Consider the following 15,863-nt stretch of genomic DNA (forward strand, 5'->3'; position numbering starts at 1 on the left):
GGGTCTTTCGCGGGATCCGCCGGGTGGTGGCGCTTCCTTAGCGTCGTGGCCATGGACGGACTCATGGGTGTGGTGGACACGGCGGTGACGTCGCCGTGGTTCTATCTGGCGCTGTTCGCGGTGGCGTTTCTCGACGGGTTCTTCCCGGTGGTGCCGAGCGAGAGCATGGTGATCACCGCGGGGGTGTACGCGGCGTCGGGGCGGCCGGAGCTGGTGCCGGTGGTGTCGCTGGCGGCGGCGGGCGCGTTTCTGGGCGATCATGTGTCGTATCTGGTGGGACGCCGGGCGGGCGGGCGGCTGGTGCGGGGGGCGCGGCCCGGGACGCGGCGGCACGCGGCGTTCGGATGGGCGCGGCGGACGATGGACGAGCGGGGCGGGCTGATCCTGGTGGTGGCGCGGTACGTGCCGGGCGGGCGGACAGCGGTGACGCTGACGATGGGCGCGGTCGGGTACCGGTTGCGGTCGTTCTCGCTGTTCGCGGCGGTGGCGGCGGTGTCGTGGGCGCTGTACGGGGCGCTGCTGGGCTATGTGGGCGGGGTGGCGTTCGAGGACGATCCGCTGAAGGGCGTGGCGGTCGGGCTCGGGCTGGCGCTGGGGGTGACGGGGGCGGTGGAGGCCGTGCGGTTCGCGCGGCGGCGCCGGCGCGGAGCCCGGGATCGCGAGGGTTCCCTGGAGGGGGCCGGGGCGGTGCGGCCGGGGCAGGGGCCGGGTGAGCGGAGGCCGGCCGCACGAGTGGGGCCAATGCCCGGCGAGTGATCCCCCTAAGGTGAAAGGGTTGTCCTCCTATGGCCGGAAGGTGAACATCAGCGGGCTTTTCGGTGTCTGACAGATGACGGGCACGGGGCCGCTGCGAGCGTGAGGGAGAGCATGGGAGCGCCGGATTTCAGCGCCGATCTGTACCGGGAGATCACCGAGTTCGCGCAGGGCACGCCCTCGTGGGTGCACGAGGCGGCGGACGTGGGCACGGACGCGGGGCTGCTGCTGTTCGCGGTGCTGTTCGTGGTGGGCTGGTGGCGGGCCCGGGGCCTGGAGGCGCGGGCGATGGGGCTGGCGCTGGCGGCGCCGTTCGCGGTGGTGTCGGCGTATCTGGTGAGCGAGGTGTCCAAGAGCTTCATCCAGGAGGAGCGGCCGTGCCGCGCGGTGGCGGGCGCGGTGCACATCGCGGCGTGCCCGGCGCAGGGCGACTGGTCGTTCCCGAGCAACCACGCGACGATCGCGGCGGCGTCGGCGGCGGCGATCGTGGTGGCGTGGCGGGCGATGGCGCCGCTGGTGCTGCCGCTGGCGGCGCTGATGGCGTTCTCGCGGGTGTTCGTGGGCGTGCACTACCCGCACGATGTGGCGGCGGGGTTCCTGGTGGGCGTGGTGGTGGCGCCGGCGGCGGCGCTGGTGCTGGTGCTGGCGGCGCGGCCGCTGGTGGAGGCGCTGCGAGGGTGGACGGCGGGTGCCGTGCTGCTGGGGGCGGGTCCGTCGGCGCCGGAGGGCCCGGGTCTCGGGGTGCCGCTCGGGACGCCGCGGCCCGCGGTCGCGGGGGCGCCGATGATGGGCGCGTCCGCTCCGCTGGACGACGCGTCGGTGACGATGCCGGACGTGATGGGCGGGGTGCCGCCGCGCCGGGGTCCGCTCCGCTGACCGGCCGCAGGGCCGGGGCAGGGTTTCACGGGCCGTCTCGGGTGGTGCTTCGGCGCCGCCTGGGGCGGCCCGTTCGCTTGCGCCGCACGGGTGCGCCACCCGGTGGTGCCGGGCGGCCCCGGGGTCAGGCGGGGTCCTCGATGCCGTCGACGAGTCCGGCCTGGTAGGCCAGCACGGCGGCCTGTACGCGGTTGCGGACGTCCAGGCGGGTCAGGATGGCGCTGACGTAGGCCTTCACGGTGCCCTCGACGACGTGCAGGCGCCCGGCGATCTGGGCGTTGGACAGGCCGGCGCCGAGCAGCGCGAGCACCTCCCGCTCGCGGGGGGTGAGGGCGGTGATGCGGCGGCGGGCGCGGGCGCGGCCGTCCAGGCGGCCGCCGCCGATCTGGGTGATGACGCGGTGGGCGACCTTCGGGGACAGGTAGGCGGCGCCGCCGGCGACGGCGCGGACCCCGGCGATCAGCTCGCGGGGGTCGCCGGACTTGAGCAGGAAGCCGCTGGCGCCGCCGGCCAGGGCGCGGGCGATGTACTCGTCCTCGCCGAAGGTGGTGAGCATGACGACGCCGGTGGCGGGGGCGAGGCGGCGCAGTTCGGCGGCGGCGGCCAGGCCGTCCAGCCGCGGCATGCGGATGTCCAGGAGGGCGACCGCGGGGCGGTGCCGCAGCGTCAGGTCGACGGCCTCGCGGCCGTCGCCCGCCTCGGCGACGACCTCGATGCCGGGGTCGGCGGTCAGGATGGCGCGCACGCCCGCGCGGATCATCGCCTCGTCGTCGGCGAGCAGGGCCCGGATCACTGGTCCTCCTGGTCGTGGATGCGCCGGTCGTTCAGCCGGTGGGTGTCGTAGGCGTTCTTGGCGGTGAGGCGCCCGCCGGCGAAGCACAGCCGGTAGATGCGGCCGACGCCGAGCACGTTGGCGTCGGGCCGGTAGTAGCGGCAGTCGGCGCCGGCGGGTTCGGGGACGGCGGCGCGGACGGTGCCGGCGTCGGGGGTCTGCATCGGCGGCAGGGCCCGCTCGACGCGGTCCTGCGGGTCGCCGACGGTCAGGGACCCGTAGTCGGCGGGCCGCAGGACGGAGTTGAGGGTGACGAAGACGTAGTGGCCGGCCATGATCGTGCCGAGGACCGCCATGAGGGCGGTGGGGGCGGCGATCGCGGTGATCAGGCCGCGGCGGACCTGGCGGCGTTCGCGGGCCAGGTGGCGGGCCGATTCGGAGGGCCACTCCCCCGCGCCGGCGGGGGTGAGGCCGAGGGCGGTGCGCAGGGCGTCCCGGGCGGTGGGTCTGGCCCGTCCCGGGGCCCGGCCGGGGGTGGGGTCGGGGGTCGCGGGGACGTCGGCGGTGAGGCGGAAGCCGCCGCCGGGGGTGGGCGCGGCGTGCAGGGTCCCGCCGAGCAGGCGGACGCGGTCGGTGAGGCCGGCCAGGCCGCGGCCGCCGGAGGGCAGCAGCGGCGGCCCGTCCGGCGGGGGGTCGTTGGCGACCGTGACGGTGATCCCGCGGGTGCCGGTGCGGGCGAGGGCGACGGTGACCGCGGCGCCCGGGGCGTGCTTGGCGGCGTTGGTGATGGCCTCCTGCACGACGCGGTGCGCGGTGAGCGCGGCCATCGTCCCGAGCTCGGCGGGGGCCCGGGCGTCGCCGGTGAGGCGGACGGGGACGCCGGAGGCGCGGGCGCGGTCGACCAGGTCGGGGATGCTCTCGCGTGCGGGCCGCGCCGGCGGCTCGGGGGCCCCTCCCCCGGCCGCCGCGTCGGCGGGATCGGCGGCGAGGTCGGCGGCGGGGTCGGCGGTGTCGTCGCGCAGGACGCCGATGATCTCGCGGAGGTGGTCGGTGGCGTCGGCGGCGCCGGTGCGCAGTTGCGCGGCCGCGGCCCGGTGCCGGTCGTCCAGTCCCGGCGCGACCTCCAGCGCGCCGGCGCGAACGGCGATCAGGGCCAGTTCGTGGCCGAGGGAGTCGTGCATGTCCTGGGCGATGCGGGCGCGCTCGCGGAGCCGTTCGCGTTCGGCGGCGATGCGCTGCTGCTGTTCGAGGCGTTCGGCGCGTTCCCAGCCGGCGCTCAGCAGCTCCTGGTACTGGCGCCAGTAGCGGCCCACCAGCCAGGGCAGGACGCCGAGCAGGACGAGCCAGACGGTGGAGGGGAACCAGGTGGTGACCTGCGTGCCGCGGACCGCCGACAGCAGCGCCCCGCCGACGAACACCCCGGTGAAGCCCCACAGCAGCGGCCGCGCGCGGGTGCTGCGCAGGCCCGCCAGGTAGGACAGGACGGGCATGGCGAACACGAAGTTGCCGTGGACGAGGGTCAGCGCGATCACGGTGAGCAGCGCCGGGGCCGGCCAGGCGCGTCCCGCCGCGATCGCGGCGGCCAGCACGCCGAGCCCGGCCGCCTGCAGCCACCACGACGCCCGCGCGGGCTGCGGCGGGGAGATCATCCCGACCACGACCGGGAACGCCAGGACCCCGTACAGCAGGACGTCCTTGACCAGCGCGGCGCGGGACGGCCGGCGCACGAGCGCCCGCAGCCGGGACGGCGGCGGCGCGGGTGCGGGGGGACCGGGGGCCGCGGAGTCGTTCACGGGCCCCACGCTACTGGCCTGTGAACTGGGCCGTTACTGACGAAAGTCAGGGGCGCGCGCGGCCGCGCCCCGACGGGATGATCTCCGGTGGGGGCGCGGGGCGGTGCGGGGCTGAACTACGGTTGGCGCGTGACAGCGACCCCGCCCCGCCCCCGGCGCCGGACCGGCGCGTCCGGCGCGGCGGGCCGGGGCGCGGCGGTGGCCGGGGTCTTCGGCAGGATCGCGGGCGGGGCGTGGTGGCCGCGCGGGCGGGCGGCCGACGCGCTGCTGGCGGCGGCGGTGCTGGCGGTGACGGTCGCGATGAGCGAGGCGGCGGTCAAGCCCGGGGACCGGCCCCTGTGGCCGGGCGGCCTGGCGCTGATCGTCGCGGCGGCGGCGGCGCTGGCGTGGCGGCGCCGCCACCCGGTGGCGGTCCTGGTGGTCGCCGTGGTGGTGCCGCCGCTGTACTACCCGCTGGGGTACCCCGACGGGCCCGTCGCGGTCGTGCTGTGGCTGGCGCTGTTCAACGCGGCCGTGGAGTGCCGGGTGGCGGTGCCGCTGGGCGCGGTCATCGTCGTCAACGCCGGATTCCTGGCGGCGGCGTCGGTGCGCGGCAGCGGCGAGGACCCCGACGCGGTCACCGACGCCCGCGGCGTGGCGTCGCTGTCGCTGGGGCTGCTGGTCACGGTGGCGGTCGGGCAGTACGTGCGCGGCCGGCGCGCGCTCGCCGAGGCCGCCGAGCGGCGCGCCGCCGCCGCCGAACGCGACCGCGAGGCCGAGGCGCGGCGCCGCGCGGTCGCCGAGCGGCTGCGCATCGCGCGGGAGCTGCACGACGTGCTCGCCCACCAGATCTCGCTGATCAACGTGCAGGCGGGGGCGGCGCTGCACCGCCGCGACGACCCGGGCCGCGCCTACACGGCGCTGGAGGCGATCAAGTCGGCGAGCAAGGACACCCTGCGGGAGCTGCGCGGGATCCTGGGCGTGCTGCGGCAGGTCGACGCCGAGGGGCCGGACGGTCCCGGGGCGGACGGGCCGGTGGCGCCGCCGCCGTCGCTGGCGCGGGTCGGTGAGCTGCTGGACCAGACCGCCGCGGCCGGGCTGGCGGTCCGCCGCGCCGGTGACCTGCCCGAGCCCGGCTCGCCGGGGACGGCGGCGCTGGAGGACCTGCCGGCCCCGGTCGGGCTGGCCGGGTACCGGATCGTGCAGGAGGCGCTGACCAACGTCGTGCGGCACTCGGGGGCCGCCGCGGTCACGGTCGAGGTGCGGCTGTTCCCCGGCGAGGTGATCGTGCGGGTGGACGACGACGGAACCGCCGCGCACGCCGATGGCGCGGCGGGCGGCAACGGGGTGCGGGGCATGCGCGAGCGGGCGGCGTCGGTCGGCGGGGAGTTGACCGCCGCACCGAATCCGGCGGGCGGTTTCCGGGTGTGGGCGCGGCTGCCGCTGGACGCCGCCGCCGAACCGCCCGTCGCGGGCGGCACGAGAGACGACAGCGGGCTGGGCGATATGGAGGAGAGCGCGTGATCCGGGTGATGCTGGCCGACGACCAGACACTGGTCCGGGCGGGGTTCCGGTCGATCCTGGAGGGCGAGGACGACATCGAGATCGTCGCCGAGGCCGGGGACGGCGAGCAGGCCGTGGCGCGGGCCCGGGAGCTGCGGCCCGACGTGGTGCTGATGGACATCCGCATGCCCGTCCTGGACGGGCTGGAGGCCACCCGGCGGATCATCGCCGACCCCCGGCTGGCCGACGTCCGCGTGGTGATCTTGACGACGTTCGACCTGGACGACTACGTCTACGGCGCGATCAAGGCCGGGGCCAGCGGGTTCCTGGTCAAGGACACCGAACCGACCGAGCTGATCCACGGGGTGCGGGTGGTGGCGCGCGGCGACGCGCTGCTGGCGCCCACGGTGACGCGGCGGCTCATCGCCGAGTTCGCCTCCCGGATCACCGCGCCGCCGCCCGCCGCCGAGCTCAACTCGCTGACCGACCGGGAGAGCGAGGTGCTGCGGCTGGTCGCGGCGGGCCTGTCCAACGAGGAGATCGCCGGCCGCCTGGTGCTGTCGCCCGCCACCGCCAAGACCCACGTCAGCCGTATCCTGGGCAAGGTCGGCGCCCGCGACCGGGCGCAGCTGGTGGTCCTGGCCTACGAGACGGGGATGATCCGCCCCGGCTGGCTCGGCTGACCACCCGCCCGGCCCGCCGCTCGCCTGGGCACACCGCCGCAACCGGGCCGGTCGCGGCGGTGTTTGAACGGATGTGACGGTTACGGACGAAGCCCTCAGCCACGCCCCCGGCGCCGCGGGCGGCGACAGGAGCGGCCCGGGGGGCGACACCGCCGGGGCGCGGGTCGCCGCCGCCCTCGCCCGCGACCTCGACGAGGGGTTCGCCGCCCTGTACGAGGCGTACCGGGGCGCGGTGTTCTCCACCGCGCTGCGCCTGTGCGGGCGGTGGGCCGAGGCCGAGGACCTGTCCGCCGAGGCGTTCCTGCGCGCCTACCGCGCCCTGACCGGCTACGAGGAGGCGCGCATCGCCGGGCTGCGGCCGCGGGCCTGGCTGCTGACGATCCTGACCAACGTGTGGCGCAACAGCCTGCGCTCGGCCGCGCGGCGCCCGCCGCCGGGCCCCATCGAGGACGCCCCCGACCCGCCCGACCCGGGCGAGGGCGTCGAGGACGCCGCCGCCCGCCACGAGACCGGCCGCGAACTGGCCGGCCTGCTGGCCCGGCTCCCCCACCAGCAGCGCGCCGCGGTCGTGCTGCGCCACGTCACCGACCTGCCCGTCGCCGAGATCGCCGCCGTCCTGGACCTGCCCGAGGGCACCGTGAAGTCCCACATCTCCCGCGGCCTGGCCCGCCTGCGCGCCCTGCGCGCCGCCCCCGGCCCGCCCGAAGCCGACCACGTCCAGCCCGACCGCGTCCAGCCCGACCGTTCCGCGCTCGACCCCGAGCAGAAAGGGGGCACCCGATGAACCGCACCGACCCCGCCGGCGGCACTCCCGACCCGCTGGCCGGTGAACTGGCGGGACTGGCCGCCGACGCGCCCCCGGCCCTGCTGGACCGCATCGCCGCCCGCCGCCTCCACGTCCCCGGCCCCCTGGAGGGCCTGCAGGTCGCCTTCACCGACCACGGCGTCGCCTACCTGCGCGCCGGCATGGACGACCGGGAGTTCGCGGCGGCGTTCCGCGCCCGGTTCGCGCGGCCGCTGCTGCCCGCCGACCGCCCCCCGGCCGGGCTGCTGTCCGCCCTGCGCACCGGCCGGCTCGGCCCGCTGCGCCTGGACCTGCGCGGACTCAGCGACTTCGAGGCCGCCGTGCTGCGCGCCGCCGCGCAGATCCCCCGCGGGCAGACCCGCCCCTACGCGTGGGTGGCCCGGCACGCCGGACGCCCCAAGGCCGTCCGCGCCGCCGGGTCGGCGCTGGGCCGCAACCCCGTCCCGCTGCTCATCCCCTGCCACCGCGTGACCCGCTCGGACGGCACCCTGGGCGACTACGTGTTCGGCTCCGAGGCCAAGGAGCGGCTGCTGCGCGCCGAGGACGTCGACGTCGAGGAGGTCACCGATCTGGCCCGGCGCGGCGTGCGGCTGGTCGGCTCCGACACCACCGGGATCGTGTGCTACCCGACCTGCGCGGACGCGCGCCGGATCACCCCCGGGCACCGGCGCGGGTTCGGGGACCTGGCCGCCGCGCGCGCCGCCGGGTACCGGCCGTGCCTGCACTGCCGCCCCGGCGACGCCCTCCCCGCCTGACCCGCGGCCCCGCCGGCCGAGCCCGGCGGCACGGCCCGGCGGTGGGCGGGGCGGTGGGCATACATCGGCGCGGGACGGGAATGGGGCCGTCCACCTGCGGGGACGAGCCCGCGGGCGAACCGCCGACGAGGGGGAGATCGCCATGCGCGTCGTCGTCACCGGCGCCACGGGCAACATCGGGACCAGCACCGTCCGCGCGCTCGCCGAGGACCCGGCCGTCACCGAGATCACCGGACTGTCCCGCCGCGAACCCGGCCCCGGCGCCGCCCGCGAGGCCGACCCCGGCGGCACCGGCAAGCTTCGGTGGGCCGAGGCCGACGTCACCGACACCGACCTGGTCCCGCTGATGCGCGGCGCCGACGCCGTCGTCCACCTGGCGTGGCTGTTCCAGCCCACCCACCGGCCCGCGGTGACCTGGGACTCCAACGCCGTCGGCAGCGCCCGAGTGTTCGACGCCGCCGCCCGCGCGGGCGTGCCCGCGCTGGTGTACTCCTCCTCCGTCGGGGCCTACTCTCCCGGCCCCAAGGACCGCGCGGTCGACGAGTCCTGGCCCACCCACGGGTGGCCCGAGGCCGCCTACAGCCGCGAGAAGGCCTACGTCGAGCGGCTCCTGGACGCCTTCGAGACCGCCAACCCCGACTGCCGCGTCGTGCGGCTGCGGCCCGGTTTCATCTTCGAACGGCAGAGCGCCAGCGAGCAGCGCCGCCTGTTCGCCGGGCCGCTGCTGCCCGGACGCCTCGCCCGCCCCGGCCTCATCCCGGTCGTGCCGGACCTGCCCGGCCTGCGGCTGCAGGTCCTGCACTCCGCCGACGCCGGGCAGGCGTTCCGGCTCGCCGCCACCGGCCAGGCCCGCGGCGCCTTCAACCTCGCCGCCGAACCCGCCCTGGACGCCGCCGAGCTCGCCGACCTGCTCGGCGCCCGGATCGTGCGGCTGCCCGCGCGGGGCGTGCGGGCCGCGCTCGCCGCCGCCTGGAGCCTGCACCTGGTGCCCGCCTCCCCCGCCCTGCTCGACCTGGCCCTGCAGGTCCCGCTCATGGACACCGCCCGGGCCCGCGACGAGCTCGGCTGGACGCCCCGGCACACCGCCCGCGAAGCGATCACCGAGTTCCTGGAGGGGCTGCGCACCGGCGCCGGCCGCGACACCCCGCCGCTGTCCCCCGACACCGGCGGGCGGATGCGCGGCCGCGAGTTCGCCACCGGCGTCGGCCGCAAACCCTGACCCCCCGCCGCCACGACATCACCACATCACGATGACCGGCGGCACGGTCCGGCGCGTCCGCCGGGCACCGATCCGCCGACAACCGATCCGGAGGTCACCCGATGCCGACGATCACAGCCGAGCACCTGCACACCCTGCTGGCCTCCACCGACCGCGGCGCCGCGCTCGTCGTCGTCGAGGGCCGCGCCGCCGTCGTCCCGTCCGGCCCCGGCCGCGGCGAGGGCCCCGAGGACGCCATGGTGATCACCACGCGGGACGCCGTCATCGCCGAACTCGACACCGGCGCCAACGAGGAGCAGCTCGAGGCCCTGGCCCAGCGGCTGGACACCGCCCTGGACAGCCTCGGCGGCTGACCCGCCGCACGCCACACCTCGCGGCCGGGCCGGCAGCGGATCAGCGGGCCGGGTCAGTGGGCCGGATCAGTCGCGGCGGCGCCGGCGGTGGCTGGTGTCGCAGAACGGGTAGGCGCGGCTGCGGCGGCACGCGCACAGCGCGACCAGCCAGCGGTCCGACACCGCCGTCGACCCGTCCTCCATCACGACCTCCACCGGGCCCTCCACCAGCACCGGCCCGCCCGGCACCATCCGCACCCGCCGCCGCTCCCGGCCACCCGGCCCCTCCCCGGCCGCGCTCTGCGGCCGCGCCGCGGACGGGTTCTCAGGCGGCCTCCCGGTCACGCTCATCGCACGCCTCCTCCCCGATCCGGTCGGCGCGCACCACCACCAGGTCCTCATGCCGCTGCCCGGCCACCAGCAGGCCCCGCGCCCGCAACCCGTCCGCGCGGCCCCGCATCACCGGCCCGAACGGCTCGCGGTGCCGCGCCACCACCGACGCCCGCATCCCCGCGCGGCGCAGCCCCACCAGCGTGGACGCCACCCCGTTCAGCGCCGAATGCACCACCAGCAGCGTCCCCGACGGCGACAGGTGCCGGGGGGCCTGCGCGCAGATCCGGTCCAGCAGCACCCGGCCGTCCAGGCCCGCCTCCCACGCCCGCGCCCGGCCCCGCACCGACGCCGGGTCGACGTCCCCGGCCACGTACGGGGGGTTGGCGACGATCACGTCGAACTCCAGCCCTGCGACCGGCGCGAACATGTCGCCGCGCAGCACCCGCACCGGCAGCCCCCGCATCCGTGCGTTCACCCGCGCCGCCAGCACCGCCTGCGCCGAGGCGTCCACGGCGACGACCTCGCAGCCGGCCCGCGCCGCGGCCAGCGCCACCGCGCCCGTCCCGGTGCCGAGCTCCAGGACCCGCGCCCCCGGCGGCGCCCCCGTCCGCGCCAGCGACGCCAGCAGCGCCCGCGTCAGCAGCGAGGTGTCGGCCTGCGGCCGGTACACGCCCGGCGGCCTGAAAAGCATCATCGCCCGCCCCTCCCCCTTCACCGCGCCACCCCGGCGACCGTCTGCGCGCCGCCCGAAGCACCGGTCACCGCATCGGTCACCGCATCGCCCGTCTCCGGCGCGAGCGGGCGCCGCAGCGCCGGGCGGCCCGCCCGCCAGCACTCCAGCAGATGCCCGCCCAACCGGTCCTCCAGCAGGCCCGTCGCGCGCACGCCCAGCACCACGTCCCCGGCCAGGCCCGGCTCGGACTCCAGCAGCCCGCCGATCACCTCGTGGCGCAGCACCTGCTCGTGGACGGCGTCGGCCTCGATGTGCTCGGTGTGGAACAGCAGCGCGCGCGGCCCGGCGCCCAGCCGCTCCAGCGCCCGCGCCATCCGCCGCGCCGACGGCGCCGTCGTGATCTCCGCCGCCGCGAAGTGCCCCACCAGCGCGGCCCGCAGCGACCGGTGCAGCCCGAACAGCGACATCATGTTCACCGTCGCCAGCATCACCGCCGGCGCCGCGTCCACGTACGCGCCGTAGGACGGGTCCAGCCCCAGGTCGTCCAGCAGATCGGCGTACAGGCCCTGGTGCGTCATCTCCGGGCGGCCGCCGCCGAACTCGTCGAACTCGACCGCCACCAGGGCCGCCTTGGCCCGCCCCCGCAGCCGCGGGATCACCCACGCGTGCGGGTCGGCCTCCTTCAGGTGGTACACCGACCGCAGCGCCGCGTACTCGCGCATCTGCCCCCGGGTGCCCTCGTCGAGCAGATGGTGGGAGACGCCGCGGGCGTCCACGGGCTCGACCAGCAGTTCCTCCAGCGCGCCGTGCACGTCGCGGGCCGCGTCCGCGCCGCCCGCCCGCCCCACGTCGCGGCGCAGCGCCGCCAGGAACACCGCCTCCATCGCCCCGCGCAGCCGCAGCAGTCCCGTATCCCACTCCCAGTCCGGGTCCACGCCCGCGAATCCCTGGTAGTGCAGCTCGTAGCAGGTGTGCAGTGCCAGCTGCAGATCCTCGCCGTAGGGGTCGCAGGACCGCACCTCGGCGACGCGGCCGGCGATCCCGGCCGGGCCCGGCGGGTCGTCGAGGGGGGCGTCGAGTGGGTCCGGGGGCCGGCCCGAGGCCAGGGCGTCCGTCACGGCCCGCGACAGCGGCCCGCGCGGCGCCGGCAGCACAGGCGCCCGGTCCGCGCGCGCCCGCACAGGCCCGAGCGTCGACCCGAACGCAGAACCCGTCCCGCGGTCTGACGCGGGGCCCGTCCCGCGGCCGTTCCCCGGGCCGGGCTCGGGACCGCGGGAGGGCGGCCGGTCCTGGTGAGCGGTCATATCTCCTCCGTCGTCAAGGGGCATCCGGCTCCGGTACCCGCTCACCCGCGTCCCATACGCCCGGTTCTTCCCCTGAAATCCCGTCCGGTGCGTCCGCCGTGCCCCCGTCGGCGCCGCCCACCGGCCCACCCGGCCCCGCACCGGTGTCCGGCCCGGGGGCCAGGTCGCCGGACTCGGTCTGCCGGGCCAGCATGTCCACCACCGCGCGCGGGCCGCCGCGCCGCGCCGCTCGGCGCTGCCGGTCCGCGCCCGTCCCCGCGCGGCGCACGCCCTCCACCAGCGTGAGCACCGCGCCCAGGTCACCGGCCTCCTCCAGGGCCGGGGCCGCGCGGGCGACCAGGCCGTCGACCAGCCGCCACGCCGGGACGGCCCGCCGCGCCACCGGGTCCACCATCGCGCCGTCCAGCCCGTGCCGGGCCGCGTTCCACAGCGCCGCCGCGCACACCTGCCCGTCGGCTTGCGGCGCCTCCCGGCCCGCCGCCAGATCCGCCAGCGCGGCGCCGACCAGGCCCCGCACCAGCGCGGCCTGCAGCACCGCCTCGTCCGCGGTCGCCGCCGCGTCCCCGGCCCGCACCTCCACCGTCGGCCACCGCGGCGACGGCCGCGCCAGCCAGAACGTCATCGCCCCGTCCACCAGCGCGCCCGACTCCACCAGTGCCGCGACCCGTGCGTCGTAGTCGGCCGCCGACGCCGACCACGGCGGCACGCCCGCGCCCGGGAACCGGGCCATCTCCATCATCCGGCGCGCCGCGTAGCGGGTGGGGCGCCCGCGGTCGAACGGCGAGTTGGCCGCCAGCGCCACCAGCACCGGCAGCCACGGCCGCAGATGGTTCACCACCGCCACCGCCGACTCGCGGTCGGTGACGCCGACGTGCACGTGGCAGCCGCAGGCCTGGTAGTCCTCGACCACGTCGCCGTAGGCGGACACGATCGCGGCGAACCGCTCGCCCCGCGCGGCCGGCGGCGGGCTGCCGCCCAGCACCGGCGTCCCCGACGCCACCAGCAGCGCGCCGTCCTTCCGCGCCGCCTCCGCCAGCCGCGCCCGCCCGTACCGCAGCTGCGCGCGCAGGCCCGCCAGGTTGTGGCACACCCCCGTCACCGCCTCCACCTGCGACCCCAGCAACTCGGTGTGGAACGATCCACCCGAGGTCCGCCACCGGTGCGGCCCGGCCCTTTCCAGGACGTCCTCGGCATGCGCGACGCACTCCCCCGACACCGCGTCCACCAGCAGGAACTCCTCCTCCACCCCGAGACTGACGCCCGGCGCGTGCCCCTTCACGCCTCCGCCCATGCCGAGTCCCCCTCACTCGTACAGACCCCCTCACCCCGGGGGATTCCCGTCCAGAACGTCCCCTCCCTCCCCTGCCCGAGATCCTTTACCCCGCCCCGGACGGCCGCCCTGACCGGATCGTTCCGCATCCCGCCGCGATGGTGCCTGCCCGGCGGCGCCTCGCCCGGCCAGGATCGACACCATGAACCGCGCGCTCCTCGTCATCGACGTCCAGGAATCCTTCCGCCGCCGCCCCAACTGGGAGGCGGTCTCGGCACCCGACATCGACGCCCGCGCCGCGCGCCTGGCCGAGGCCGCCCGCGCCGCCGGCGACCTGGTCGTGTGGATCCTGCACGCCGAACCCGGCAGCGGGGGCGCCTTCGACCCCGAGCTCGGCCACGTCCGGCTCATGGACGGCCTGGCCCCCGCGGCCGGCGAACCCGTCATGACCAAGACCTCACGCAACGCCTTCACCACCACCGGCCTGCAGCAGTTCCTCACCGGACGCGGCGTGACCGAGGTCGCCGTCTGCGGCATCCAGACCGAGCAGTGCTGCGAGACCACCGCCCGCCTGGCCGCCGACCTCGGCTACCGCGTCACCTTCGTCACCGACGCCACCGCCACCTTCCCCATCGAGCACCGCGACGCCCCGCCCGGCCGTCCCCTGGCCGAGATCCTCGCCGACCCCGCCACCCTGCCCACCGACCAGATCATCGCCCGCACCGAGTACGCCCTGGCCGGGCGGTTCGCCGCCATCGCCTCGCTCGACGACCTCGCGCCCGTCCCGGTAGGCTGACCGGATCGTGACCCGCGTCGTCTTCCTGCTCGTCCCCGGCCTGCACCTGCTCGACCTGGCCGGGCCCGCCCAGGTGTTCGGGACGGCCGCCGACGCCGGCCTGCCCTACCGGCTCGCCTACGTCGCCGACCACCCCGCACCCGGGGACCCGCAGGAGACCCCGCACCCCTCCCCCGCGACCGTGCCCACCGCGCAGGGCGTCCCCCTCCAGGCGCCCACCGCCTGGCCCGACCTCACCGCGGGCGACATCCTCCTGGTCCCCGGATGGCGCTGGGGCCGCGGCGAACCCCACGCCCCGCCCGTCTCCGACCACGCCGCCCGCCGCCTGGCCGGCCACCACGCCGCGGGCGGCACCGTCGCCAGCGTCTGCGCCGGCGCGTTCGCCCTCGCCCACGCCGGGCTCCTGGACGGGCGCCGCTGCACCACCCACCACCAGCTCCAGGACGACCTCGCCCGCCGCCACCCCCGCGCCACCGTCGTCCGCGACGTCCTGTACGTCACCGACGGCCGCGTCATCACCTCCGCCGGCATCGCCTCCGGCATCGACCTCGCCCTGCACCTGGTCGCCTCCCGGCACGGGCCCGGCGCCGCCGCCCGCACTGCCCGCGCCATGGTCGTGTACGCGCGCCGCAACGGCGACGAACCCCAGGCCAGCGCCCTGCTGCGGCACCGCGCCCACGTCAGCGACGCCGTCCACCGCGCCCAGGACCTCATCGACGCCCGCTACGCCCGCCCCCTGCCCCTGCACGTCCTGGCCGCCGAGGCCGGCGTCAGCGAACGCACCCTCACCCGCCGCTTCACCGCCGTCACCGGCCTGACCCCGCTGCGCTACCAGCAGGAACTGCGGCTGGAACGCGCCGAGCACCTCATCGGGCAGGGCGCCACCGCCGAGGCCGCCGCCCACGCCGTCGGATTCACCGACGCCCGCATGCTGCGCCGCCTGCGCGCCCGCACCTGACCGGGCCGCTCAGCCGCGCAACGCCACGTACGGGGCCAGCGCCAGCAGGCTCACCACCAGCGCCCCCCTGAGCGCCCCCGCCGGCACCGCCCGGGCGATCACCCACCCCGCCAGGACCCCCGCCAGCTCCGGGACGCCCACCAGCGCCGCCAGCGGCCAGTCGACCGCCCCCGCCGCGACGTACCCGACCGTCCCGGCACCGGCGATCACCACCGACTGGGCCTGCGCCGCCGCCAGCGCCGACAGCACCGGCACCCCCAGCGCCACCAGCAGCGGAACGCACAGCATCGGCCCCCCGACCCCGAACATCGCGCCCGCCGCCGCCACCCCCGCGCCCACCGCCGCGGTCACCCGCCAGCCCGGACCGCCCTCCCCCGAACCGTCCGCGCCCGGCCCCCGCGCGCCCGGACGCCGGGCGAGGACCAGCACCGCCGTCGCCGCGACCAGCGCCCCCAGCAGCACCCCGAACACCCGGCCCGTCACCAGCCCGTTCAGCAGCACCCCCACCGGCGTCCCGGCGACCGCGCCCCCGCACAGCAGCACCGCCGTCCGCCGCGCCGGCGGCTCGCGCAGCTGCCCCGACCGCCAGTACACCGCCGTGCCCAGCACGCCCGTCGCGACGTTGGTGACCAGCGCCGTGCCCGCCACCTGCGCCGGGTCCAGCGGCGTCAGCGCGAACAGTCCCGCGGTGATCAGCACCCCGCCCGGCCCGACCGCCGTGATCCCGATGCCCGCCGCCACCGCCAGCAGCACCAGCCCCGCCACCACGCCCGGCTCCAGCCCCGTCACCGGCCCGGCCGCCCTGTGCGCGGCCCCTCATCCCGCGGCGGCGTGCCACCGCACGCCCTCAACCGGTGTGGAGTACCCATTCTCGACATTGTGCGAGCTTCCCCTCCCCGGTCAACGGCGTCCGGGAAGCCCGAGGCCCGACCCGGCGACAAGCCCGAACCCGGCCGCTGGATGGGCCTCGGCGAAGGGTCCGAACTCCCCTACGACGTCGGCGTCATCGGCCAGGGGGGAGATGGAGGGACGCGCCCGCGGCGCGGCCCAGGCCCTCGC

General features: G+C 77.6%; 17 protein-coding genes. 10 read left to right on the forward strand and 7 right to left on the reverse strand.

The window, feature by feature from the left end; all coding sequences use genetic code 11:
* Positions 1-51: 51 nt before the first annotated feature.
* Positions 52-756 carry a DedA family protein gene (locus BJY14_RS43940; protein WP_246396341.1) on the forward strand — a complete coding sequence of 235 codons (705 nt, stop codon included), beginning with the start codon at positions 52-54 and terminating at the stop codon, positions 754-756.
* 111 nt (positions 757-867) lie between these two features.
* On the forward strand, positions 868-1,629 hold the full coding sequence (locus BJY14_RS47030; protein ID WP_179849010.1) for a phosphatase PAP2 family protein: 762 nt from the start codon (positions 868-870) through the stop codon (positions 1,627-1,629).
* Positions 1,630-1,753: 124 nt separating this feature from the next.
* Here BJY14_RS47030 and BJY14_RS43950 read toward each other — a convergent pair whose 3' ends face one another.
* Both BJY14_RS43950 and BJY14_RS47035 read right to left on the reverse strand, forming a co-directional pair.
* Positions 1,754-2,422, reverse strand: coding sequence for a response regulator (locus tag BJY14_RS43950; protein ID WP_179849011.1), 669 nt, complete (start codon positions 2,420-2,422; stop codon positions 1,754-1,756).
* On the reverse strand, positions 2,419-4,194 hold the full coding sequence (locus BJY14_RS47035; RefSeq protein WP_179849012.1) for a sensor histidine kinase: 1,776 nt from the start codon (positions 4,192-4,194) through the stop codon (positions 2,419-2,421). Before BJY14_RS47035 ends, BJY14_RS43950 begins: the two co-directional genes overlap by 4 nt.
* A 129-nt stretch (positions 4,195-4,323) precedes the next feature.
* Here BJY14_RS47035 and BJY14_RS43960 point away from each other — a divergent pair, with 129 nt between their 5' ends.
* The 6 genes from BJY14_RS43960 to BJY14_RS43985 all read left to right on the forward strand — a co-directional run bounded on the left by BJY14_RS43960 (position 4,324) and on the right by BJY14_RS43985 (position 9,491).
* Positions 4,324-5,697, forward strand: a complete 1,374-nt coding sequence (locus BJY14_RS43960; protein WP_312879762.1) for a sensor histidine kinase — start codon at positions 4,324-4,326, stop codon at positions 5,695-5,697.
* Complete coding sequence (locus BJY14_RS43965) at positions 5,694-6,359, forward strand: response regulator transcription factor (protein ID WP_179849013.1); 666 nt, start codon at positions 5,694-5,696, stop codon at positions 6,357-6,359. Before BJY14_RS43960 ends, BJY14_RS43965 begins: the two co-directional genes overlap by 4 nt.
* Before the next feature lie 73 nt (positions 6,360-6,432).
* Positions 6,433-7,143 (forward strand): RNA polymerase sigma factor, encoded by a 711-nt coding sequence (locus BJY14_RS47040; RefSeq protein ID WP_179849014.1) that lies wholly within the window; start codon positions 6,433-6,435, stop codon positions 7,141-7,143.
* The gene (locus BJY14_RS43975) at positions 7,140-7,919 is read left to right on the forward strand and encodes a methylated-DNA--[protein]-cysteine S-methyltransferase (RefSeq protein ID WP_179849015.1); all 780 of its coding nucleotides are present in this window, start codon (positions 7,140-7,142) and stop codon (positions 7,917-7,919) included. Before BJY14_RS47040 ends, BJY14_RS43975 begins: the two co-directional genes overlap by 4 nt.
* Before the next feature lie 142 nt (positions 7,920-8,061).
* Positions 8,062-9,138 carry an NAD-dependent epimerase/dehydratase family protein gene (locus tag BJY14_RS43980; RefSeq protein ID WP_179849016.1) on the forward strand — a complete coding sequence of 359 codons (1,077 nt, stop codon included), beginning with the start codon at positions 8,062-8,064 and terminating at the stop codon, positions 9,136-9,138.
* 101 nt (positions 9,139-9,239) lie between these two features.
* Positions 9,240-9,491, forward strand: a complete 252-nt coding sequence (locus BJY14_RS43985) for a hypothetical protein (RefSeq protein WP_179849017.1) — start codon at positions 9,240-9,242, stop codon at positions 9,489-9,491.
* 66 nt (positions 9,492-9,557) lie between these two features.
* On the opposite strand, the gene BJY14_RS47985 is transcribed toward BJY14_RS43985, so the two are convergent.
* The 4 genes from BJY14_RS47985 to BJY14_RS44005 all read right to left on the reverse strand — a co-directional run bounded on the left by BJY14_RS47985 (position 9,558) and on the right by BJY14_RS44005 (position 13,071).
* Positions 9,558-9,722 (reverse strand): CDGSH iron-sulfur domain-containing protein, encoded by a 165-nt coding sequence (locus BJY14_RS47985; protein WP_221493748.1) that lies wholly within the window; start codon positions 9,720-9,722, stop codon positions 9,558-9,560.
* Positions 9,723-9,795: 73 nt separating this feature from the next.
* A complete protein-coding gene (locus tag BJY14_RS43995; RefSeq protein ID WP_179849019.1) occupies positions 9,796-10,497 on the reverse strand; it encodes a HemK2/MTQ2 family protein methyltransferase in 702 nt (233 codons plus the stop codon).
* Positions 10,498-10,514: 17 nt separating this feature from the next.
* Entirely contained in the window at positions 10,515-11,657 is a 1,143-nt protein-coding gene (locus BJY14_RS44000) for an iron-containing redox enzyme family protein (protein ID WP_312879763.1), read from the reverse strand.
* Positions 11,658-11,793: 136 nt separating this feature from the next.
* Positions 11,794-13,071: a carboxylate-amine ligase gene (locus BJY14_RS44005; protein WP_179849021.1), complete on the reverse strand. Its 1,278-nt coding sequence runs from the start codon at positions 13,069-13,071 to the stop codon at positions 11,794-11,796.
* A gap of 181 nt (positions 13,072-13,252) precedes the next feature.
* On the opposite strand from BJY14_RS44005, the gene BJY14_RS44010 reads away from it, so the two are divergent.
* Positions 13,253-13,846: a cysteine hydrolase family protein gene (locus BJY14_RS44010; RefSeq protein WP_179849022.1), complete on the forward strand. Its 594-nt coding sequence runs from the start codon at positions 13,253-13,255 to the stop codon at positions 13,844-13,846.
* A 7-nt stretch (positions 13,847-13,853) separates the two neighbouring features.
* On the forward strand, positions 13,854-14,804 hold the full coding sequence (locus BJY14_RS44015) for a GlxA family transcriptional regulator (protein WP_179849023.1): 951 nt from the start codon (positions 13,854-13,856) through the stop codon (positions 14,802-14,804).
* Between the two features lie 9 nt (positions 14,805-14,813).
* Here BJY14_RS44015 and BJY14_RS44020 read toward each other — a convergent pair whose 3' ends face one another.
* Positions 14,814-15,593, reverse strand: coding sequence for a sulfite exporter TauE/SafE family protein (locus BJY14_RS44020; RefSeq protein WP_179849024.1), 780 nt, complete (start codon positions 15,591-15,593; stop codon positions 14,814-14,816).
* Positions 15,594-15,863 lie beyond the last annotated feature (270 nt).

Source organism: Actinomadura luteofluorescens (assembly GCF_013409365.1).
In the GTDB taxonomy this organism is placed as follows: domain Bacteria; phylum Actinomycetota; class Actinomycetes; order Streptosporangiales; family Streptosporangiaceae; genus Spirillospora; species Spirillospora luteofluorescens.